Below are 20,286 nucleotides of genomic sequence, written 5' to 3' on the forward strand. Positions count from 1 at the left end.
GAAGGCGCCTACGTCGCCCGTTTTCACGATGTGGCGGAAACGCCCGTTCCCGGAGTCTGGAAGGCGTCCAGATCGACCCACATCCAACGGGGGGATGCGCCGTGTTCGTGGCGCTCAGAGACCTGCGTTTCGCCAAAGGACGGTTCGCCCTGATGGGTACCGTCGTCCTGCTCATCACGCTCTTGGTGACCATGCTGTCCGGCCTGACCGCCGGGCTGGCCCAAGACAACATCTCGGCCGTCAGCGGACTGCGCGCCGACCGGATCGTCTTCTCCCGCACCGAGAAGCCGTCCTTCTCCGACAGCCGGATCACGGAGAAGACCTGGCAGGAGTGGCGCAAGGCGGACGGCGTCGCCACCGCCGAGCGGCTCGGGATCACGATGGGGAGGATCGCCTCCGGGCAAGACAGCACAGGCGCCGCAGTGTTCGGTGTCGAGCCCGGCGGCGATCTGGCCGGACCGTTGGGTGGCGCCCTCGGCGCGGGCAAGGTCGTGCTCTCCTCCGGCCTGGCCGACGACAGCGGGCTGGCCGCCGGGGACAAGGTGCAGATCTTCGGCCGCGACTTCACCGTCGCCGGCACCGCGGCCGCGGCCGCCTACAGCCACGTGCCGGTCGCGTGGATCAGTATCAGCGACTGGGAGTGGATGGGCCGCCAGGGCGGCGCCGACACGGTCGCCACCGTCCTGGCCCTGCGCACCACCGGAGAGCCGGACTTCTCCACGACCGACGAGCGCCTGAACACCACCACCGTTTCACTGGCCGACGCGCCGGCCGCGATTGGTTCCTTCTCCTCCGAGAACGGCTCGCTGCAGCTCATGCGCGGCTTCCTGTTCGCCATCTCGGCACTGGTCATCGGCGCGTTCTTCACTGTGTGGACGATCCAGCGGGCCGGTGACGTTGCCGTGCTCAAGGCGCTCGGCGCGAGCACCGGCTACCTGCTACGCGACGCCCTCGCCCAGGCCGTGATCGTACTGCTGCTCGGCGCGGGGCTCGGCGGCGTTCTCAGCGCCGGGCTCGGATCGCTGGCCGAGGGCACCGTCCCGTTCGTCCTGTCGGCGGCCACCACCGTCGTTCCCGTCGCCGTGATGATCCTGCTCGGCGCGCTGGGCGCGGCACTGGCCGTCCGCAAGATCACCTCTGTCGACCCGCTGACCGCGCTGGGAGCCTCCCGATGACCCTCAAACTCACCGACATCATCCTGACCTACCCCGACGGCGACCGCACGCTCACCGCGCTCGACCACGTCAGCCTCTCGGTGGCCCCCGGCGAGTTCACCGCCGTCGTCGGCCCGTCCGGATCGGGCAAGTCCAGCCTGCTCGCCGTCGCCGCCACCCTCCTCACCCCCGAGTCCGGCACCGTGACCGTGGCCGGGTATGACGTGTCCGGCGCGAGCCCGGTCGACCGGACTCGCATCCGGCGCGACCACATCGGCATCGTGTTCCAGCAGCCCAACCTGCTGGCCTCGCTCACCGTCCTGGACCAGCTCCTGGTCATGGCCGACCTGGCCGGCCGCTCGACACGGCAGGCCACCAAGCGGGCGTGCGAACTGCTGGTGGCCGTAGACCTGGTGGGCAAGCAGGACAAGAGGCCGCACCAACTCTCCGGCGGCGAGCGGCAGCGGGTGAACATCGCCCGCGCGCTGATGAACGAACCCGAGGTACTACTGGTCGACGAGCCCACCAGTGCCCTCGACCACCAGCGCGGCGAGCAGATCGTCTCTCTGCTGGCCGGCCTGACCAAGCAGAACGGCGTGGCCACCATCATGGTCACCCACGACCTGGCCACGCTCGCCATGGTGGACAGCGTGCTGACCATGACCGACGGCAACCTCACCACAGGAGCCGCCGCCCACCTCGGCTGACACGATCCCGACTCACGCCGGCCATACACGGCAACCGGTCCAGGACAAGACAGTGCGGCTGCCGAAATTGCATCCGTGCAGTTCGAACGGCACGTGAGTACTCGTGAAGGACTCCACGGTCAGGTAGGCCAGGCGAAAGAGCACGAGTGATCATTCCGCCGCGATCGCCCCCCTCTCAAGACCCGAAGCGGGCGCACGCCAAGATGAGCCCGTACGCCGGATGACCTACGCGGATGGCATTATCGGCAGGCGCAAAGTCGGGCACGATGGTCAGTGGGCGGCAGGGACGCGTTCAGGTCGGTGCTGATGTACGGGTTGGCGATGGCCACCACGCTGCCGTCGAGGCTGACCATGAACAGCCCGAAGCAGACGGCTACCAGGGTGAGCCACGGGTTCACGCGTGGAGCCGGTGGGGCAGAGGTCGTACTGTCCGTGAGTGAAGTGGTCTGGGAGGCCGCGAAGGGGTGGTCCTTGTCGTTCAGGTACGGCTCTCGCGAGCTGGCGGCTGCGCTATCGGGCAGCGGGATGAACCCTGCGGAGCAGGGCATTGAGGGCGGACAGAGCACGCCCGATGGCCGCGACCTCGGCATCGCTCAGGCCGTTCAGGCCGGCACCGAGGGCCCTTGAGGTCAGGGCCTCCGCGAGCGCGAAACGCCTGAGCCGTCCTGGCCTCGTCAGGGGAGGCCGTACCGTTGTTTGATCATTTTGGCCTCCTCCTCGCTCACCTGGCGGGGGGTGATGGCCAGGGTTCTTCGCAGGTCAGAGATGATCTTCTCGCCCGCGCCCCGGACCCGGGTGCGGTGCTGGACGAGCTGGGCGTCGAACCGTTTGGCGGTCGGCCCCGACCACACCTTGCCCTCGTGGAAGTCCCGGTACGGGGTCTCGATACCGCTCTCGATCTCCTGGATCAGCGGCTCGACCGTCCGCAGGGCATCCCCCAGTGCCGCATGGAGCGGATTGGGCACCAGCTTGGCCATGGGGTCAGTCCTTTTTTGGGGTGGGGGTCTTCGGTGTCGGGGACGGCGCGCTGGCGTCGGTGAGCAGCTTCGGCGCGATCAGCTTCATCAACGCCAGCACATCAGCGGCGTTGTCCCGGCCCTTGGCGCCGATCTCCATTTGGATGCTTATCTCAGCTTTGCCGCGTACAAGCAGCGCGTATGCGTCGTTGGTTTCGCTGTCCAAGGGCTTGAAGTAAGAGCCGATAACCCCGGGAAGTATCTCCGGCAACCGCAAGGCGCCATCTTCGATCTGCTCCTCAACTTCCCCTGGGTATCCACCCGGGGTGAGGTTGATCAGCAACACCTTCAGCCGCTCACCTTCTCGCTGGTAAACCGCGCAGCTTCCGTCTCCAAGACCTCCCGCACTCGTGAGGTCGAAGTAGCCGCGGACCAGTGGATTGCGTACCCCAGTCATCAGCTCAACCGCCTTCAACGGGATGTGCTCACAGAGGTACGGAGGTGCGGCCACTGTCGGCAATGGAGTGCGGTCGACCACCGCCTCATCGTTCTGGCAGGCCGTCAACATGGCCAGGACACAGGTCAGCGCGGCGACTCCAGCGAACACTCTTCGCATCATGAGCCGTACTGAGCGAAGCCGTTGGTGAATCCCTGGTGCAGACGACCCTCCACATCCAGCCAGGGTTTTCCGGCCGGTCCCTCATAGAGCCAGCGGTCGTAGGCCTCGACCCGCCGATACTTGTCGGTGCTGTTGGTGGCCGTTTTGTCGATCATCTCGTCCATGGTCATGAGGGTTCGGCCGTCGTCCTTGAGGAAGTTGTTGGGGTTGTCGCGGGGGTCATCCCCCTTCTCCAGGCCCTCCAGGGTGGCCCAGGGGTGGTTCCGGTCGGCGGGCTCGGCGGAGCCGAAGAGGCCGTTTTTGAGCATGGCCTGAGCGGCGAGATCGTGCACAAGCCCTCGGGTCTTGTCGACGGCGGCATTGGCGTCAACGCGGGCGTTGTCCTCCGCCTTGCCCTTGGCTATTTCTTCCGCCAGCCCGGTCCAGGCTCCGATGACACCGGCGGTGATCGGCCAGGTCCCCGACTGGGGGATGGCGAGGCCGGTATTGACCACCGCCAGGAGTGTCTTCATGTTGCGCTGCTGCGCCTCGTCCAGATCCTTGCCATCCCCGATCTTCGCCAGCCCCGCCGCATCAGTGATCATCCCGAAGCCTGCCCCGATCACTCTTGCATTGGTCAGGAATGTATCGTCGCCCCGCCCCGCGGCCATCTCAGCGGCACCGTGATTAAGGAGCAAGCCGGTGAACGCCGTCTGAGCGGCCAGAACAGGGGCAAATGCCTTGGGGTCTGTAAATGCCTCCTTCATTACCTGACGTAGTTCCCCCGTATTGAATTGGGCGCCCCAGGGGTCAGGTCCAGGCGCGGCGGGGTTGTCAGCACTTCGCACTCCGAACGACTCGGGGGCGCGGCCCCGCTGAGCGATGTGGTTGATGTCGCTGATGTAGCCCGCCAGGATGCGCCCCATCGAGGCCGCGTTCACCAAGGAGTCGGGGAGCTTGCCGTCCTTGATTCGTACGGCTTGCAGGTGGACGATCTCCGAGGTGAGTTTGGCCGACAGGAAGCCGCGTGACGGGTTCTGCGGTGAGCCGTTGTGGTCGCGGAAGGTGAGCGTGGCGGCCTCCAGCGCCTTGCCCAGGGCCATGCCGTCGTCGCCCAGGCGCCGTTCGGTCAGGAAGCGTTTCAGCATGGTCGGGTCGTTCGCGAAGAAGTCTTGGGCGGCCAACGGATCGCGGCTGAGCCCTTCCAGCAGGGCCACCATGACCCGCGGATCCAACAGCACTCTTCCGCGATCGGCGGACTCGATCTTCCTGGCGGTGGCGAGGAGGAAGGCGGTGCTGAAGGTGCCGTGCTTGAGGGCCGCCGCCATGGCGTAGCCCTTTTCCCAGCCGATGTAGCCGGTCGTCCGGCCGACTTCGAGGTCGGACAGGAGTTCCTTGTGCCAGGCGTCACTCAGCCGTGGGCTCGCCGTACCGAGGGCTTTTCCGAGGGCGGCCTGCAGGCGTTCGTACTTCTTGTCGTCCTTGCGTTTCGCGGTCTCGATCATCAGCTCGCGGAACCTCGCCGTGCCCAGCGTGTTCATCAGCGCGGCGGCGAACGCCGCGTCCCCCGTCCGCTTCTCCAGTCCCTTCAGGAGTCTCTCGTCGATCTTGCCGTCTTCGGCGGTCCTGCCGAGGCCGAGGGTCGCCGCGTAGACGTCCGGATTGTGGCCGGCCTTGCCGTACAGCGTCTCGTCGAAGGCGGTGATCCCGCCGGGGGTCTTGGTGGCGGCACCCCACTCGGTGAGCTCGGTGCGGATCGTTTCGTTGCGGCGTCGCAGGTCGGGGCGGCTGGTCCCGATCCAGCTCCGCATCTCGCGGAGCGCGCTCAGCCCCGAGGTGTCCAGGTCGAGCCGCTGCAGGGTGCGGTGGATCTGCGGTTCGTTCCGGCCGAGTGCGTCCTCCGCTTGGCCGAGCCCTCGCTCGAAGTCGTCCATCCGCTCGGGATCGATCCCCGAGTACTCGCCGTTCACACTTCGGGCCGGAGCAGCGGGAGAACTCTGCGGAGCGGGGGAAGGTACGGCGGGGACCGGCTGAGCGGTGCCGGTCGGCGGGGAGGAGAGCCGCGGGTCAGGGGCGGACTGGGGGGACGGCGAGGGCGTGGGGTACGGATGGCTCATGAGGACGCTGACTCCGGCTCGGTCCGTGAAGGTGACGGCTCCAGCGAACATATTAATTTCAATCCGTCTGCCTCGTAAAGATCTCCATTAAAGTGGGCATATTTGATAAATATGCTGGCTGCGACCTGGTATTCGACTAAACGGCTGGGTTTGATAAACGAAATCGAGGCATCGACCGAGCCGGAGCCCGGAGACAGCTCTACTGCTTCCGAGTAGAGGTCGAGGCGTCGGCCCGCGCTTTAGCAAGGTCGGGGCGAACGCTCCACACACCTCGCCGATCATCAACTCGCCCTACCGGGCGCCGGACAGGCACTTCACGTTCGACAACGACGGGATCACTGGTGGGGTTGCCGAGGGGTATCGCCAGTCGGTGCTTGTAAGGACCCCGTTCGGGCTGGGAGGGTAGCCGACCCGCTCGATACGAGCTTCCGTCATATGGACTCCGTCCGGTGGAAACTTCTTCCACCGTAGGGAAAGGTGACCCTGTGATTCGCCGTCTCCTTCCCCTCGCAGTTCTCGGACTCGCCGTGTTGACCGGCTGTAGTTCGCAGACCTCGCTCAGCCAGACCGCGCTGGACCAAGCCCTGAGCCAAGGCGTGGCTCCGGAGCTCATCTACGTGGTCGACCTACTCGGATACAAACTGGCCGAGGGGCCCTCTTATGGTGGTGCTGAAGGCTTCATGGCCGTCTACAGCACGCCGGACGGCCGGCAAGCGATCCTGAGCATCGAGCGCGGCACTTCCGAGGAGGCCCGTTGCGTCGGTGCTCCGGCCAAGCCCACCGAACCGTTGGAAACATCGGTGAGCTGCGAACGCGATGAGATGGGCTGGTATCGCACTGGCGGGGGCCGCCACGAGTACATGGCGATCCGGGGTGATCACATCATCCGGCTGATCGGTGAGATAGGGGATGTGGATCGGGCGGCCCTGAAGGAAGCGGTGGCCGGTGCCCGGCGCGTGATCGCAGACGGTTCCCCGACCCCGTAGGAACCGACCGTCCTGCCCATTGAAATGTGGCGACCTGCCCACCATCGGCGACGGAGTCCGCGCGAGGCGGGCAGCAGCGGTTCGATCAGTGCCCGCTCCTCTTCGAGGTAAGGAGCGCTACGGGCTGCCTGGGGAATTAAGGTCACGCTGGTGTGATTCTCGGATGCCGGCGTGGGTTGCCGCACGGCCGGGTGGTTTTTCGGTCGGTTTCGGCCGTGCGGCACTCGTGGTCGGTCAGATTTCTCCGCTGCGGATGCCCGTCAGGAAGTTGTTCCAGGCTGTGGGGGAGAAGGCCAGCGCGGGGCCGGATGGGTTCTTGCTGTCGCGGACGGCGATGAGGCCAGGCAGGTTCGTTGCAACTTCCACGCAGTTGTTGCCGCCGCCGCTGAGGCTGGACTTGCGGAACTCGGCGCCGGACAGGTCAAGGGAGATCATGGCTGCTCCTCAACGCGGCGATGAGCGCCGCGGATTTCTCGGGGGACAGGCAGGCACTGCGGAGACGCTCGAATGTCAGGGTAAGCCGCAGAACCTGATCGGCCGCTTCAACGTAGACGTCCCCGCTGGGGCATTCGGTGTAGCCCACGTCCGGATCCTCCTCGTCGAAGCTCAGTACAGAGAAGGCGCCTTCCACGCCGCCGTGTGTGCCGGCCGTCAGGGGGAGGACCTGGAGCGTGATGTTGGACCAGTCCGCGATCTGGAGGAGGTCGTTGAGCTGACGGGCCATGAGACCGGGCGATCCCACCGGGCGGCGCAACGCGGCCTCGTCGACGAGGGCGTGCAACGTCGGCGCATCCGATCCGAGCAGGCTGACCTTCCGGGTCATCCGAGCACTGACGTGCCGGTTCAGCTGGGTCTTGGTCAGCTCTGGTCTTGTCGCACGGATGATCTCGCGGGCGTACTCCTCGCTCTGGAGCAGGCCCGGAATCAGGATCGGCTCCCAGGCGCGGACGGCCGTCGCCTCGGTTTCGAGTGCGATATAGCAGCCGGTGAACACGTCAGAGTAGGCAGACCACCAGCCGCGTACGGCGGCGTCCTTGCAGAGCTGGACCAGCTCGGCCTTGGTTGAGAAGTCCACGCCGTACAGGTCACAGGCATCGGCGACAGCCGAGGGGGTCACCGCGATTCGTGCGTTCTCGATCCGGTTGAGCTTTGGCCGACTCCACCCGAGCTGGCGGGCCGCCGTCTCCGGTGTGAGCTTGGCTTGCTCTCGGAGCCGTCGCAGTTCACGACCCAGGCGGCGATGCCGGACCGTGGGGCTCTTCGTCATGCCGCTCAGTGTGCTAGGGATTTGGCAAAAAATCTATACGCACAGCAGTTGCTTTGATGCACAGTGTGACTGCATGATACTCCCACGGCCCGAAACGGAGAGTAAGGCTTTGATGACAAAATCGAACAAAAGGCTGCTTGCGCCTACGTCTCGGAGATCTCAATCCTTGGCCGACTCCCAATCGCCAGGAGATCGCGCGAACGTTCCCAGGCCCCGGACGGCGTAGACCACACCCTCCTCACGAAGGCGCACCAGCACCTTGCGAGCCGTCGGCCGGGATACGCCGAACTCCTGGACGATCAGGTGTTCGCTGGCGACGGGTTCGTCAACCACGTAGGTGCCGTTGCGAATACGGTCCTTGATCACATTAGCGATCTGCACCCATTTTGGCTGGTTTGCACGCCACACTATCGTCACAAGATCACCGTAGACATCTCTTGTCGCCCCGGGATACCTGCCGTGAACAGCTCTAGATAACTGATGATAAAGGACGTCCACACTTCATAGCTGTTAAGGGTAGTGAAGTAAGATCAAAAATGAGCCCGTCCATCGCTGCAACGACTGAACGGGCTCCTGACCAGGAAGGCACTCCTGATCCGTGAGCAACCCTAGTGCTCCCGTTCTCGACAGGCAGGCGGTCGGTGGTTGCGGCTGTTTCGCCGAGGTGCCGCCGATGCCGATGGGCTGTGCCGCCTGCGGGCACGCCCCGTACGCGCACGGCTGTCCCGACCGGCCCGCCGACCATGAGTACGTCCAGCCGTCCGCCGCGCTGATGGACACCCGCCTGCGGGTCCGCCGGACCGGGGATCGCTCGCTGCCCTGTTTCGAGCTGCCCTGTTTCGAGCCGCCCGCCCTCGCGGTCCCGGCCGAGATGATCCCGCTGGTGCCCGCCCAACAGCCCGCCCGGCGGTCCGCCCGGCAGGTCCCGGTGGAGACGACCGCACCGGTGACGGAACGGTGGCCCGGTGAGCGGGTCCCGCCCGAGGCGGTCGTGCCGGTGGCCGGTCAACGCCCTGCCGGGCGGGCCTCGGGTGAGACGGCCCCGCCGGTGGTCGTCCCGCGCCGTTCCGAGCAGGCCCCGGCCGCCGTACCGGTGTCGCCACTCCGCCGGGTGCGCTGCCCGCTCCGGTCCCCGCCCAGGGGCACCCGTACCGGACCGCCCCGGCCCGGCGGAGGGCGCCGCCGCGTCCCCGGCACCGGCCGGAGGATCTGCGCTCCACCCCGGGCGATGCCCACCCTGCCTCCGTACCGGCCGTCCGGCCGGTGCGGCACACCCCTCCGTGTCTTTCCCCAACCCATGAAGCGGGCCCGTCCTCCGCGACCAACGAACAGGCGGGCCCTTGATCGGATCGAGGTCCAATCAATGAACGATGGTAGGTCCACGACCCCGGAACCCACCACCATTCCCGGCTGGCGGCTCATCCTCAGCGACGCCGGACGGCTCTGGGCCAGCCGGGAGAAGCCTTTCTCCCCGGCCGCCACCCACGCCGGAGCCGAACGTACGGTCGACGGAGACAGCCTGGAGGCGTTGCGCGCCGAGACCGATCGCCAGGAGACCTTCGCCCGCGAGGCCGGGGAACAGGCGGCCAAGGTACAGACGGCGAAGGAACAGGCGGCACGGGAAGAGGAGGCGCGGCAGGCTCCCGCCCCGGAGGCGCAGGGGCCGAAGACGCAGGCCGGGCAGGTGATCTCATGATCCGCCGCTGCCTGGCCCGTGCCCGTGGACGCCACCGTGACGGTCAAGCCGCCGCCGCTCCGGTCCCGCACTACACCTGGGACCACGAGGCCCGCGCCGAGGCCGCGATGCTGGAGATCACCTGGCCCGGCTGGTCCGTCCTGTACGGCACCGGCAGCCGTCTCTTCCACGCCATTGCCACCTGGCACACCCCCGAACCCCTGATCATCTGCGACCGGACCATCGAAGGGCTGAAGACCCAGATGCGCGAGGCCGAGATGACCGGGCTGCTGCACCGCTGGGCACTCACCTCCGGCTCGGTCAGTATCGGTCGCTTCTGAGCAGGCGCGGTGGCCCCCTTCCCCGATCCGGGCCACCGTGCCCTGGACGACGTACGGCACGGGCACGAAGAGGCGCCCGTGCGGTACGTGACGCGGGCGGAGCCATCCGGCACGCCCGCGTCCTCCAAGCAGGAGAGACCCCTGGGTGGCCGACCCGACCCGCGCCACCCCATCCAGGGGAGCGGATGTATCAAATCCTCCCCCTCAGCGGGGTCGAGGGGTAGGGGCTGATACATGAGTCCTTTGGCGGGCCGGCATGCCAGGATGCGTTGATGACCACCGTCGAACGACCCACGACCGTCGCCCGGCTCGACGCGGGAGCGGTGGAGTACCGCCTGGAGCGGCGAGGCGAGGTCGCCGTGGTGGTCTTGCACGGCGGGCACATGCGTGCCGGGCTCGCGCTTGGGGAGGAGATCTTCGCCGAGTGCGGCCACAGCGTGCTCGTGCCCTCCAGGCCCGGTTACGGCCGGACCTCGCCGGCGACCGGTGCGACACCGGCCGCTTTCGCCGATGTGGTCCGCGACCTCTGCGGTCACCTGGGCATCGAGCGGGTGGCCGCGGTCGTCGGGGTGTCGGCCGGTGGGCGGACCGCGGTGTCGATGGCCGCCCGGCACCCTGACCTGGTCGAGCGGCTCATCCTGCAGAGCGCACTGGGTTTCCTGCCGTGGCCGGATCGCCGCACCCGGCTGGCCGCGAACATCGCCTTCACCCCGGCCACCGAGAGGGCGACCTGGGGTGCCATGCACGCGCTGCTACGCCTGGCCCCCGGCCTCGGGCTGCGGATGATGCTGGGTGATCTGTCCACGCGACCGGCGCGCGAGATCCTTGCCGCACTCACCCCTGGGGACCGGGCGACCCTGATCGCGCTTTTCTCACTGATGCGCTCGGGCCACGGCTTCCGCAACGATCTGCGCGCCTCTGCCGAGGAGACCGCGCAGGTCACCCAACCGGCCCTGGTCGTCGCCACCCGCAACGACGGTGCCGTACCGTTCGCGCACGCCGAATCCCTGATGGCACGCCTGCCTCGCGCCGAGCTCGTCGAGAGCCGGGCAGGCAGCCATTTCATCTGGTTCGCCGACGACTACCCCGCCATCGCCGACAGGATCCGCGACTTCCTGACCTCCGAACCGTCACACCACGGCTGAGCTCTCCGGTCAACGCCGCCACGGCGATCTCGCTCCGCCCCTCGGGGCCTCGGGCCGGAAGCCACCGGGGACCGAATCGCCCAGCCGGTTTGGCAACCATCGGGAATCCGTGCGGAGCTATCTAGGTCTGGCAGGTTCGACCAGCCTTTGATCCAACCGTGGCTGGGCCGACGGCAGGCCTCCTGTCGTTCGGTGACGGAGAGCATCGCGCGCTCGGGTCTGCCGTAGGACGGTTCATCACTGAGGCCAACTGAGAAGTGGTATCCGAACGACGGTTCTCAGTTGACTCTCAGTGGAGAGCCATGGACATGAGTGTCGTCCTGTCAGCAAGAACCGCTCGGATTCCGCGCGGTCAGAGGTTTTCCGCGCCCCCTGCGGGCCGGCGCCGACGGCCGCGCGATGCGCTTGGGCCGTGCGCTTAGAAGTCCAAGGCGGTGATCGACAGCTCCCGCGTGCGGGGGCCTATTGCTGCACCTGCTGAGTCATCGAGGTCATCTTGCGTTGGCCGGGGAACCGTTCTGTGCGGATGTCCCGGTAAAGGCGGCGATGTGCTGGATATCGGGGCTGTAGCCGTTCGCGGTGTCGACCGTCAGCGTTGGGACGTCCAGCGAGATCGGCACGAAGGACTCGAGTGAGTGTTGCCCTGCCGCGATCGCTTCGAGTAGGTCTTGATCAGCGTGCGCCGCCCGGTGGTTGCCGTGCTCGGCGCGTTGGGCGATCCGAGCGTGGGCGATGGCTGCAGGGACCGTGCAGCGGATGACTCGGATGTGTGCGAGATCGGTGAGCGGTTCCAGGTTCGGGCGCCACAACCGGTCCTGGAAAGCGGCCTCGGCGACCACTGTCACGCCGGCTTTGAGCAGTACCCGCAGCACGGTGAAGAACGCGGCCAACGCGGGAAGGTTCAGCGGGTCCTGCGGGCCGGGCGTGAACCCCGGGGTGGCCAGGACCATCCCTTGTTTGATTTCGTCCCGGATGATCGCGGGGCATCCGAGATGGTGGGCGAGCTCGTGCGCGAGCGTCGTCTTGCCCATTCCGGGTGGACCGCTCACGACGGCTAGCGTCGGCAATGTCATAGTGCATTCTCGCAGTTCAGCACGGCTATTCCGGCTATTTCCCGGTCAGCATTGGGGGCTTGGTGCCGTCTTTCGCGTATTTCCGAAAGTAGAGGATCGAGGTAACTCCTCGACGTCGGCATCATCACCGCCCTGCCTTATATCGATATGCCACGGTTTACCCTGTGATCTTCTACCATGATCGAAATGCGACATCGATATGTGGTGGCCTGCCTGGTAGTCGTGGCGGCAGTCGCGTACGCGACCTTGGGGTGGGTCAAGTACGCAAGGTTCCGGACCGGTATCTACGACCTGGTGATCTTCGACCAGGCCATCCGCGGCTATTCACAGTTCGAGGTTCCCGGCTCCTACGTCAAGGACCAGTGGAATCAGCTTGGCACCGCCGTATCGGTCCTCGGTGACCATTTCTCCCCGATCCTGATCGTGCTGGCCCCCTTGTACTGGATCCATGACGGCCCGCAGACCCTCATCGTCGCGCAAGCAGTACTGTTCGCCACCGCCGCGATACCGCTATGGTGCTGGCCCGCCGGCATTTGGGAACCGGTGCTGCGCACTTGGTCGCTGTGGCGTACCTGTTGTCCTGGCCGATTGCCGAAGCGGTGACCTTCCACTTCCACGAGTACGCTTTCATGCCGCTGCTGACGGCCGTGCTCTTCGAACGACTCGATGCGGGCCGACGCCGGCCGGTGGTCATCTCGGCGGCCGCGCTGCTGCTCGTCAAGGAAGATGTGGGGTTCTTCGTCGCAGGACTCGGCCTGGCTCTGTTATTTCGCAGGCACTGGCGGCTTATCGGGGGCGCGATGGCCGTGGCCGGGCCGCTGGCGGTGTGGGTATCGAGTCAGATCATCATTCCCGCCTTCGGAGGTTCGGCGAGCCGTTACTGGTACTACAGCGGGCTTGGCGCGAGCCCGGAAGAGGTCGTGGCCCGCATTCTCACCCACCCGCTGGACGCCTTGGCCGTATTGACCTCTCCGGGCGTCAAGGTGAGCACGATGTTTCTGTTACTGGCTCCGCTCCTGCTCCTGCCACTGGCCTCGCCGTACATGTTGGCACCCGCGATGCTCATCCTGGAAAGGATGCTGGCCACCGACCAACCGGGCTGGTGGGGTACCGACTACCACTACAACTCCGCCGTCATCATGGCCCTGCTGTGCGCGTCGATCGACGGAATCCAGCGACTCCAGCACCGGCGTTCCGAGTCGGAGGCAAAGATCAGCCATCGATGGAACCCCGGCCAGATCTGGGCCGCGAGCACAGCGGTGATCGCTGTTGCGCTGATGACGTCCTTCCCCCTCCGGGACCTCTTCGATCCGGCCTTCTACAGACGCGAAGAGCGCCACCACGCTGCTGCCGCCGCTATCGCGACCGTTCCTGACGGTGTGCTGGTGGAGGTGGCCAACCAGGTAGGTCCGAACCTTTCGAGCAGGACCAAAGTGGTGATCTGGCGGTCAATGCCGCGCCGTGCCCCGTGGGTCGTGGCCGATGTCGCCTCACCACAACCGATGTTCAAGACCATCACCGAACAGCACGATGATGTCGCCGAACTTCGCGCGGCCGGCTACCAGGTGGTGTTCGCGCGGGAAGGTTATGTCGTCCTCCGGAGGACTGGAAGCTGAGCATCGGATTGAGGACCGACGGCTTCCCACACTGCTGAAGAACAGGCAGCAAGCTGAAAGCCGGTGGCCAAGCGATGTCGCCGGCACAGGCTTCCAGCCGTGACATCTGGTGCGCGATCACCGCGTCGGCCAGCGCGGTGCGGTCCGGGAAATGGCGGTACACCGTGGCCTGGCTGACACCCGCCCGACGGGCGACCTCCGGCATCACCAGCGGTGACCGCGGGTCGGACATCATGTTCACCGCGGCCTGAATGATCGCCAGCCGATTCCGCTGGGCGTCCTGGCGAATCGGCCCTTGCGCACCATAAGGCATCGCACGCTCCTTGACCGCCGATGTTACCGACTGGTAGCGGTGATGTCACCGTTCCTGAGACATGGCTACCGCCGGCTGATCCTCAGGGTCGGCCAGCATCGTCCACTCCAGGTCCCGGGCGAACGCGGGCTCCCAGACGATACAGCTCGGCTGCTCAAGACCGATGGACGGGGTCGTGATCGACTGGTGCGCGCCGCCCTCGGACGACAGCGTCACGCCGGACGGCGTACCGACGATGATCGACTGTCCGCCGGCGTAGGTGCCGTACGACCAGGGTTCGAGCGCGCGTGAGATGAACGGGCCGTACCCGCGGAGGGATCAGGTGGTGCCCGGCCCCTCGCGGTTCCACAGCCGGAGTTGCAGGTCCAGCACCACCCGGTCATCGGGGTCGTCGAGCCGGTAGCCGCCCACCTGCTCCAGCCGGGCCAGCCGGTAGCGGATGGTGTTGGGGTGCACGAGCAGTGTCCGTGCCGTGGCGCCCACATCGCCGAACGTGCCGAGGTAGGCGGCGACGGTCTCGATGAGACAGCTGTGGTGGCTCCGGTCGTACTCGACCAGACGGCGGAACCGCTCGTCGCTCAGCAGATCCGTCACCCCCAGCGTGGTGAGCGCCTCGGAGAGCAGCACCGCCGTGAGCTGGCCGTCGAGACTGATCACCGGCCGGTCGGGCGTGTACGCGACGGTCTCGCACACCCGGTCGACCTCCGCGCGGGCCGCGGCCACGGTCGGCACCGACAGGGACGAGGCGATCGCCGCCCGGAAGGTGGACCCCCGGTGCCGCTCGAACGCCGTCAGGGTGCGCCGGGCCCAGTTCAGGTAGCGGTCCACCTCGACCCGGCCGGGGAGGACGGCGTACAGGCGCAGTCCGACCGGGGCCACCATCGACTCGTCGCGGACGGAGTGGGCGTGCACCGTCAGCATCGTCACCGCCTCGGTGGAGGAGAGCCACTGTCGCGCGCCGGCGTCGCCGACCGCTTCGAAGGCCACCACGGCGAACTCCTCGGGGGCGTCGAGGCTCAGCTGCCGGACGAACCCGGCGTCGTCGCGCTGCGGGTTGGGGGCGAGCATGCGCTGCACGAACTCGGTGCCCATGCTGTGGATGAGGCGGCTCTGGCCGACGAGCCGCGCGGCGAAGACCGATGCCGCGACCAGGTGTTCCTCGGTCTGCCGGGAGAAGGGCCGGCCCGTCTCCTGCGCCCAGATGGTGCCCAGGTACTCGCCGGACCGAGGGTCGTGCATGCCGACCCCGAGCCTGCGCCGGAACCCGATCTTCTCGTTCAGCGTCACCGTGGTACGGGGACGCCGCAGCCGGTCGTAGACCCGCATGGCCTGGAGCTCCGCCATGTGCCCGGCCGGGGGTTCGCGCCCGAGGATGGTGCGGCGCCGGATGTCGTCGGCCTGGTCGCTGTAGGGCGAGAAGGCGAGCACCCGCCCCTGCACGTCCTCGATGGAGATCAGCGTGCCGGTCATCATGCCGAGCGCCTTGGCGAGTCCGAAGAGGTCGTTGTGCTCGCCGAGCGCGGGGCCGGCTCCCTGCGGGAACCGCTCCTCGGACTCCTGGCCGAAGCGTTCGACCGCGGCGACCAGGCGCCACCACGGCGCCCGGTCGGTGACCCCGAGGACCGGGACCGGCACGTCGCGCAGCGACCACGGATCGACGTCCCCGAGTTTCACGACGAGCGCCCCGGGCCGGCGGCGGGCGAGGTCGGCGACCGCCTCGACCGCCGCCGGCCCGCCGGTGCCGAGGAGCAGCACGACGGCGCCGTCCAGCTCGTGGTCATCGGGCAGGTCCGTCCCGTCGGACAGGTCGAGGACGACGCAGCCGCCGATGGGAACATCCAGCCCCTCGGGGGCGTGGACCGCCGACACGAAGGGGTCGCGTACCGCGTCGAGGAGCTCGGCCAGGGTGGATGACCAGCGTGGGTACCTAGTTTTCACAGGACTCCGGAACGTTGTGATTTGGATGAAACCTACCTGTCCGAGTATCCAGTGAACTGGACAAAAATATAGAGAGCTGTACAAAGCCCTTGGGTCGTTCGGCATTTTAGGGTGACAGCACTCACCACGGCCGACCGGCCGGAACCCAGGAATCAGGAGGACCGACATGACGTTGGTTCGCACCCGGCGCGCCCTCCGCGTTGTCGCCGCAGGCGTGCTCGGCGCCGCCGTCCTCTCAGCGTGTGGCAGTTCCTCAAGCGATTCCGCGTCCGGCCCCGACGCCGGCTCCGGCTCGCAGGTCTACACCATCCCCCAGCAGATCGGCGTCCCGCCGTACAGCTTCCTGGACGAGGGCGGCAAGCTCGTCGGCCTGCTGCCGGACCTGTCCACCGCGCTCGGCGAGGAGATGGGGGTGACCGTCAAGAACGAGCAGGCGTCGTTCGAGAACTCACTCCTGGGCCTGCAGCGCGGCACCTACGCCTGGGTGCCGGGCGCCGACGTCACGGCCGAGCGGCTGGAGAAGTTCGACTTCGCCACCACCCTCGTCGAGAGCTACGGCTTCCGGGTCAAGGCCGACGGCGTCGCCATCGGTGACTCACTCGACGACCTGTGCGGGCTCTCCGTCGCGGTGACCGCGGGTTCGAGCCCGGTCTCGGCCCTCCAGGACCAGTCCGGGAAGTGCGAGGCAGCCGGGAAGAAGCCCATCGACGTGCAGACCTTCGCCGACCAGGCGACCGCCGACCTCGCGGTCAAGAGCGGCCGGGCCGACACCTCCACGGCCACCGCCAGCGGCCTGGGCTACCAGACGCGCACCGAACCCGGCGTGTGGAAGATCACTGGGCCGACGTACCAGGCGATCGACATCGGGTTCGCCTCGATGAAGGGTGACGGTATGGCGGCCAAGTTGCAGCAGGCCACCGAGGCGCTGATCAAGAAGGGCACCTACGCCGAGATCCTCGCCAGGTACGGCACCGAGAACATGGCGATCACCACCTCGGTGATCAACCCAGAACCGAACGCATGAGTGAGATCCGGACAGGTGGGGCCGGCGTGAGCGCCGTACCCACCGGCCAGGCCGGGCCGGACAGGCCAGGCGGGGCGGCGGCGGACTGGCGCCGGCGGATGGAGGAGATCTCGCGGCTCCCGCACGGGCGCCCGCTCCACCTCGGCCGGCTGACCGTCGCGGTGCTGATGGTGGTCGCGGTCGCCGGTCTCGCGGTCAGCGTCGCCCGCAACCCCGCCTTCGAGTGGGCCACCGTGGCCGACTACTTCTTCTCCGAGCAGGTGCTGAACGGCCTGCTCAACACCATCACGCTGACCGCCCTGTCGATGGGGCTGGCCCTGGTGGTCTCGGTGGTCATCGCGAACATGCGGCTCTCGGCGAATCCGGTGCTGCGCGCGGTCAGCGGGACCTACGTCTGGTTCTTCCGGTCCATCCCGTTGCTGGTCCTGCTCATCCTCTGGTTCAACATCTCGCTGATCTATCCGACGTTCAGCCTGCCCAACCCCTTCGGCGGCGACCTGTTCGCGCTGCAGACGCGCAACCTGATGACCGCCTACTGGTCGGCGGTGCTGGCCTTCGGCCTCCAGCAGGCCGCCTACACCTCGGAGATCATCCGCTCCTCGCTGCTGGCGGTCCCCAAGGGGCAGCGCGAGGCGGCGCTCGCCCTGGGCATGACGCCGTTCGACATCTTCCGCCGCATCGTCTTCCCCCAGGCGATGAAGATCGCGGTGCCGCCGGTGAGCAACGACCTCATCAACCTGATGAAGGCAACCTCGCTCGTCGCCTTCATCTCGGTCTCGGACCTGCTCTACAGCGTCCAGCAGATCTACAACCGCACGTTCGAGGTCGTCCCGCTGCTCATGGTGGCGACCATCTGGTACATGATCCTCGTCAGCGTGCTGTCGGTCGGCCAGTACTACCTGGAGCGCGTGCTCGGCCGGAGCACCGCCACGACGACGCGCCGCGCCGGACGAGTGAGGGCCCAGCCATGACGACACCGCTGATCAGCGCGCTGCACGTGCGCAAGTCCTTCGGCCAGCACACGGTCCTGCACGACGTGTCGCTGGACGTCCACCAGGGGGAGGCGGTCTGCCTGCTCGGCCGCTCCGGCAGCGGCAAGAGCACCTTCCTACGCTGCCTCAACCTGCTTGAGCGCACCGACTCGGGAGTGGTCATGCTGGACGGCGAACTGCTCGGCTACGAGGAGCGCGGCGGCAAGATCCACCGGCTGTCGGCGAAGCGGGAGGCCAGGCAGCGCCAGCGCCTCGGCATGGTGTTCCAGCAGTTCAACCTGTTCTCGCACAAGACCGTGCTGGAGAACGTGGTCGAGGCGCCCATCCGGGTGCTGCGCCGCCCGGCCGACGAGGCGCGCCGTGACGCGCACGAGCTGCTCGACCGGGTCGGCCTGGCCGAGAAGGCCGACGCCTACCCGGCCCAGCTCTCCGGCGGTCAGCAGCAACGCGTCGCGATCGCCCGCGCCCTGGCCATGAAGCCCCAGGTGCTGCTCTTCGACGAACCGACCTCGGCGCTCGACCCCGAGATGGTCAACGAGGTGCTGCAGGTCATCCGCGGCCTGGTGCTCGACGGGATGACCACCATCATCGTCACCCACGAGATCGGATTCGCCCGCGAGGTCTGCGACCGGTTCGTGTTCATGGAGGACGGCCGCATCGTCGAGGAGGGTCCGTCCAGCCGGCTGTCCGGTGAGGCCGAGCATCCGAGCACCCGCGACTTCCTCAGCAAGGTCCTCTAGCCCCGGCGCCCGCGAGCGCCGCACACCATCGTGCCCCGGCACGAACTCGACAGAGAGAAGCAGTCATGCCATCGACGGGCGGAGCCATGCCCTCTGTGGCCGTGATCGGCGGTGGGTTCGCCGGACTCGCGGCGGCCCACCAGCTGAAGCGGCACGGGTATTCGTTCACCGTGTTCGAGACCGAGGACGGGCCCGGCGGCACCTGGCGGGTCAATCGTTTCCCCGGCGCCGAGGTCGACACGCCGGCCCCGATGTACTCGTTCTCATTCGCCCCGTACGACTGGTCACGGTCCTACCCCGGCCAGGCGGAGCTGCAGTCCTACCTTGAGCACGTGGCCGACCGATTCGACCTCAGGACGCACTTCCGGTTCGGCCGCACTGTCCGGCGGCTGGTCTGGGAGGAGGACGGCCAGCAGTGGGCCGTGCACCTCGACACCGGGGAGGTGCGGCGTTTCACCGCCGTGGTGACCGCGGTCGGGCTGCTGAACGTCCCGAACGAGCCCGCCTGGCCCGGCCGCGAGCTGTTCACCGGCGACATCTTCCACACCGCGCGGTGGCGCCCCGACGTGGCGCTCGACGGACGCCGGGTGGGAGTGGTCGGCACCGGCTCGACGTCCGCCCAGATCGTCGCGGAGCTCGGTGGCCGCGCCGGGCACCTGACGGTGTTCCAGCGCCAGCCGGCCTGGGTGGACCCGAAGGTCTCGCTCCCGTTCACCGAGGAGGAACGCGCCCGGCGGCGCCACCCGGTGACGCGGCGGCTCATCCGGTGGCGGCTCTTCCTGGAGCTGGAGCGAAAGTGGCTCGGTGGCCGGATCATCCGGCCCGGCGGGACCGTCGACACCCGGGCGGTCAAGGTCTGCCAGGACTACCTCGAAGAGGTGTTCGGCGACCACCCCGACCTCAAGGCGGCGCTGACACCGAACTCGGCCTACCTGGGCAAGCGGGCGATCCACAGCTCCACCTTCTACCCGACCCTGCTCCGCGACGACGTCACCCTCGTTCCCCACGCGGTGGAGCGGATGACCGAGACCGGGGTGGTGGACGCCGCGGGCCGGGAGCACGAGCTCGACGTCGTGATCACCGCGACGGGCTTCCGCGCGGCCGAGTTCCTCTGCGGTCTGGAGGTACGCGGACGCGGCGGGCGTGACCTGCGGGAGAAGTGGGGCGACGACCCCATGGCGTTCCTCGGGATCATGGTGGACGAGATGCCGAACCTCTTCATGATGTACGGCCCCAACACCAACTACTACGCTCCGGTGTTCAACTTCGAGCAGCAGGCGAAGTTCGTGGTCCGGTCGCTGCGGGAGATGCGCCGCCGAGGGGCCTCGGCCGTCGAGGTCCGGCCCGAGGCGGTCAGGCGGTTGAACCGGTGGTTGAAGCGCCGGCTGGACGCCAGCTCGTTCGCCCAGGCACCGAACTACTTCCGCTCGGCGAGCGGCCGGGTGGTCACCCAGTGGCCGGACGGTGCCTCGGTCTACTGGTTGCTGACCCGGACCCAGCACGCCCGCGCCGCGCGGTTCTTCCGCGCTCCGATGGCACCGGCGTCGCCGGACGACAGGCACGTCTCCGTGCCGTGAGCCCGCCTGACGGGCTCGGCCCGGAAGATCTGCTCCTCCACCTCCATCGGAGCCGTAACATGTTCCG

The 20,286-nt window shown here is 67.5% G+C and carries 20 protein-coding genes and 1 pseudogene; 11 read left to right on the top strand and 10 right to left on the bottom strand.

Annotated features, from left to right (window positions below):
• The first annotated feature begins 101 nt into the window (after window positions 1-101).
• Window positions 102-1,175 carry an FtsX-like permease family protein gene (locus ABT061_RS33255; RefSeq protein WP_350925490.1) on the top strand — a complete coding sequence of 358 codons (1,074 nt, stop codon included), beginning with the start codon at window positions 102-104 and terminating at the stop codon, window positions 1,173-1,175.
• Window positions 1,172-1,861 carry an ABC transporter ATP-binding protein gene (locus ABT061_RS33260; RefSeq protein WP_350925492.1) on the top strand — a complete coding sequence of 230 codons (690 nt, stop codon included), beginning with the start codon at window positions 1,172-1,174 and terminating at the stop codon, window positions 1,859-1,861. Before ABT061_RS33255 ends, ABT061_RS33260 begins: the two co-directional genes overlap by 4 nt.
• Before the next feature lie 674 nt (window positions 1,862-2,535).
• On the opposite strand, the gene ABT061_RS33265 is transcribed toward ABT061_RS33260, so the two are convergent.
• From ABT061_RS33265 to ABT061_RS33275, 3 genes are read right to left on the bottom strand one after another with little or no spacing between them, the layout of a single operon-like run.
• The gene (locus ABT061_RS33265) at window positions 2,536-2,838 is read right to left on the bottom strand and encodes a hypothetical protein (RefSeq protein WP_350925494.1); all 303 of its coding nucleotides are present in this window, start codon (window positions 2,836-2,838) and stop codon (window positions 2,536-2,538) included.
• Window positions 2,839-2,842: 4 nt separating this feature from the next.
• Entirely contained in the window at window positions 2,843-3,424 is a 582-nt protein-coding gene (locus ABT061_RS33270) for a hypothetical protein (RefSeq protein WP_350925496.1), read from the bottom strand.
• 8 nt (window positions 3,425-3,432) lie between these two features.
• Window positions 3,433-5,385: a hypothetical protein gene (locus ABT061_RS33275; RefSeq protein ID WP_350925498.1), complete on the bottom strand. Its 1,953-nt coding sequence runs from the start codon at window positions 5,383-5,385 to the stop codon at window positions 3,433-3,435.
• A 632-nt stretch (window positions 5,386-6,017) separates the two neighbouring features.
• Here ABT061_RS33275 and ABT061_RS33280 point away from each other — a divergent pair.
• Window positions 6,018-6,518 (top strand): hypothetical protein, encoded by a 501-nt coding sequence (locus ABT061_RS33280; RefSeq protein ID WP_350925500.1) that lies wholly within the window; start codon window positions 6,018-6,020, stop codon window positions 6,516-6,518.
• 234 nt (window positions 6,519-6,752) lie between these two features.
• On the opposite strand, the gene ABT061_RS33285 is transcribed toward ABT061_RS33280, so the two are convergent.
• The 3 genes from ABT061_RS33285 to ABT061_RS33295 all read right to left on the bottom strand — a co-directional run bounded on the left by ABT061_RS33285 (window position 6,753) and on the right by ABT061_RS33295 (window position 8,202).
• Window positions 6,753-6,953 carry a DUF397 domain-containing protein gene (locus ABT061_RS33285; protein ID WP_350925502.1) on the bottom strand — a complete coding sequence of 67 codons (201 nt, stop codon included), beginning with the start codon at window positions 6,951-6,953 and terminating at the stop codon, window positions 6,753-6,755.
• Entirely contained in the window at window positions 6,940-7,785 is an 846-nt protein-coding gene (locus ABT061_RS33290) for a helix-turn-helix domain-containing protein (protein ID WP_350925504.1), read from the bottom strand. The genes ABT061_RS33285 and ABT061_RS33290 overlap by 14 nt, the downstream gene beginning before the upstream one ends.
• A 159-nt stretch (window positions 7,786-7,944) precedes the next feature.
• Complete coding sequence (locus tag ABT061_RS33295) at window positions 7,945-8,202, bottom strand: GntR family transcriptional regulator (RefSeq protein ID WP_350925506.1); 258 nt, start codon at window positions 8,200-8,202, stop codon at window positions 7,945-7,947.
• Window positions 8,203-8,383: 181 nt separating this feature from the next.
• Here ABT061_RS33295 and ABT061_RS33300 point away from each other — a divergent pair, with 181 nt between their 5' ends.
• The 3 genes from ABT061_RS33300 (at window position 8,384) to ABT061_RS33310 (ending at window position 10,946) form a co-directional block, all read left to right on the top strand.
• Window positions 8,384-9,481 (top strand): hypothetical protein, encoded by a 1,098-nt coding sequence (locus tag ABT061_RS33300; protein ID WP_350925508.1) that lies wholly within the window; start codon window positions 8,384-8,386, stop codon window positions 9,479-9,481.
• Entirely contained in the window at window positions 9,478-9,801 is a 324-nt protein-coding gene (locus ABT061_RS33305) for a hypothetical protein (RefSeq protein WP_350925510.1), read from the top strand. Before ABT061_RS33300 ends, ABT061_RS33305 begins: the two co-directional genes overlap by 4 nt.
• A gap of 272 nt (window positions 9,802-10,073) precedes the next feature.
• Window positions 10,074-10,946, top strand: a complete 873-nt coding sequence (locus tag ABT061_RS33310; protein ID WP_350925512.1) for an alpha/beta fold hydrolase — start codon at window positions 10,074-10,076, stop codon at window positions 10,944-10,946.
• A 491-nt stretch (window positions 10,947-11,437) separates the two neighbouring features.
• Here ABT061_RS33310 and ABT061_RS33315 read toward each other — a convergent pair whose 3' ends face one another.
• A complete protein-coding gene (locus ABT061_RS33315; protein ID WP_350925514.1) occupies window positions 11,438-12,019 on the bottom strand; it encodes a P-loop nucleotide/nucleoside kinase family protein in 582 nt (193 codons plus the stop codon).
• A 186-nt stretch (window positions 12,020-12,205) separates the two neighbouring features.
• Here ABT061_RS33315 and ABT061_RS33320 point away from each other — a divergent pair.
• Window positions 12,206-13,635 (top strand): annotated as a pseudogene (locus tag ABT061_RS33320) (DUF2079 domain-containing protein).
• Here the strand turns inward: ABT061_RS33320 and ABT061_RS33325 are convergent.
• The 3 genes from ABT061_RS33325 to ABT061_RS33335 form a co-directional block, all read right to left on the bottom strand.
• A complete protein-coding gene (locus ABT061_RS33325; protein ID WP_350925516.1) occupies window positions 13,535-13,948 on the bottom strand; it encodes a TetR/AcrR family transcriptional regulator in 414 nt (137 codons plus the stop codon). The pseudogene ABT061_RS33320 and the gene ABT061_RS33325 sit on opposite strands and share 101 nt — an antisense overlap.
• Window positions 13,949-13,993: 45 nt before the next feature.
• Window positions 13,994-14,164 carry a hypothetical protein gene (locus ABT061_RS33330; protein ID WP_350925518.1) on the bottom strand — a complete coding sequence of 57 codons (171 nt, stop codon included), beginning with the start codon at window positions 14,162-14,164 and terminating at the stop codon, window positions 13,994-13,996.
• Window positions 14,165-14,266: 102 nt separating this feature from the next.
• Window positions 14,267-15,886, bottom strand: a complete 1,620-nt coding sequence (locus tag ABT061_RS33335; RefSeq protein ID WP_350925520.1) for a PucR family transcriptional regulator — start codon at window positions 15,884-15,886, stop codon at window positions 14,267-14,269.
• A 166-nt stretch (window positions 15,887-16,052) separates the two neighbouring features.
• Between ABT061_RS33335 and ABT061_RS33340 the strand changes: the two genes are divergently transcribed.
• The 4 genes from ABT061_RS33340 to ABT061_RS33355 all read left to right on the top strand — a co-directional run bounded on the left by ABT061_RS33340 (window position 16,053) and on the right by ABT061_RS33355 (window position 20,219).
• Window positions 16,053-16,910 carry a transporter substrate-binding domain-containing protein gene (locus ABT061_RS33340; RefSeq protein WP_350925522.1) on the top strand — a complete coding sequence of 286 codons (858 nt, stop codon included), beginning with the start codon at window positions 16,053-16,055 and terminating at the stop codon, window positions 16,908-16,910.
• Window positions 16,911-16,936: 26 nt separating this feature from the next.
• Window positions 16,937-17,881, top strand: a complete 945-nt coding sequence (locus ABT061_RS33345; protein ID WP_350925524.1) for an amino acid ABC transporter permease — start codon at window positions 16,937-16,939, stop codon at window positions 17,879-17,881.
• Window positions 17,878-18,642 (top strand): amino acid ABC transporter ATP-binding protein, encoded by a 765-nt coding sequence (locus ABT061_RS33350; protein ID WP_350925526.1) that lies wholly within the window; start codon window positions 17,878-17,880, stop codon window positions 18,640-18,642. The genes ABT061_RS33345 and ABT061_RS33350 overlap by 4 nt, the downstream gene beginning before the upstream one ends.
• A gap of 86 nt (window positions 18,643-18,728) precedes the next feature.
• On the top strand, window positions 18,729-20,219 hold the full coding sequence (locus tag ABT061_RS33355; RefSeq protein ID WP_350925528.1) for a flavin-containing monooxygenase: 1,491 nt from the start codon (window positions 18,729-18,731) through the stop codon (window positions 20,217-20,219).
• Window positions 20,220-20,286: the final 67 nt, after the last annotated feature.

Origin of the sequence: Streptosporangium sp. NPDC002544 (assembly GCF_040295965.1) — a bacterium.
GTDB lineage: Bacteria > Actinomycetota > Actinomycetes > Streptosporangiales > Streptosporangiaceae > Streptosporangium.

Coding starts and splice junctions, on each gene's coding strand:
- ABT061_RS33350 (WP_350925526.1), top strand. CDS start 17,878: ATGACGACACCGCTGATCAGCGCGCTGCACGTGCGCAAGTCCTTCGGC.
- ABT061_RS33310 (WP_350925512.1), top strand. CDS start 10,074: ATGACCACCGTCGAACGACCCACGACCGTCGCCCGGCTCGACGCGGGA.
- ABT061_RS33325 (WP_350925516.1), bottom strand. CDS start 13,948: ATGCCTTATGGTGCGCAAGGGCCGATTCGCCAGGACGCCCAGCGGAAT.
- ABT061_RS33355 (WP_350925528.1), top strand. CDS start 18,729: ATGCCCTCTGTGGCCGTGATCGGCGGTGGGTTCGCCGGACTCGCGGCG.
- ABT061_RS33340 (WP_350925522.1), top strand. CDS start 16,053: ATGACGTTGGTTCGCACCCGGCGCGCCCTCCGCGTTGTCGCCGCAGGC.
- ABT061_RS33315 (WP_350925514.1), bottom strand. CDS start 12,019: ATGACATTGCCGACGCTAGCCGTCGTGAGCGGTCCACCCGGAATGGGC.
- ABT061_RS33305 (WP_350925510.1), top strand. CDS start 9,478: ATGATCCGCCGCTGCCTGGCCCGTGCCCGTGGACGCCACCGTGACGGT.
- ABT061_RS33290 (WP_350925504.1), bottom strand. CDS start 7,785: ATGACGAAGAGCCCCACGGTCCGGCATCGCCGCCTGGGTCGTGAACTG.
- ABT061_RS33265 (WP_350925494.1), bottom strand. CDS start 2,838: ATGGCCAAGCTGGTGCCCAATCCGCTCCATGCGGCACTGGGGGATGCC.
- ABT061_RS33260 (WP_350925492.1), top strand. CDS start 1,172: ATGACCCTCAAACTCACCGACATCATCCTGACCTACCCCGACGGCGAC.
- ABT061_RS33285 (WP_350925502.1), bottom strand. CDS start 6,953: ATGATCTCCCTTGACCTGTCCGGCGCCGAGTTCCGCAAGTCCAGCCTC.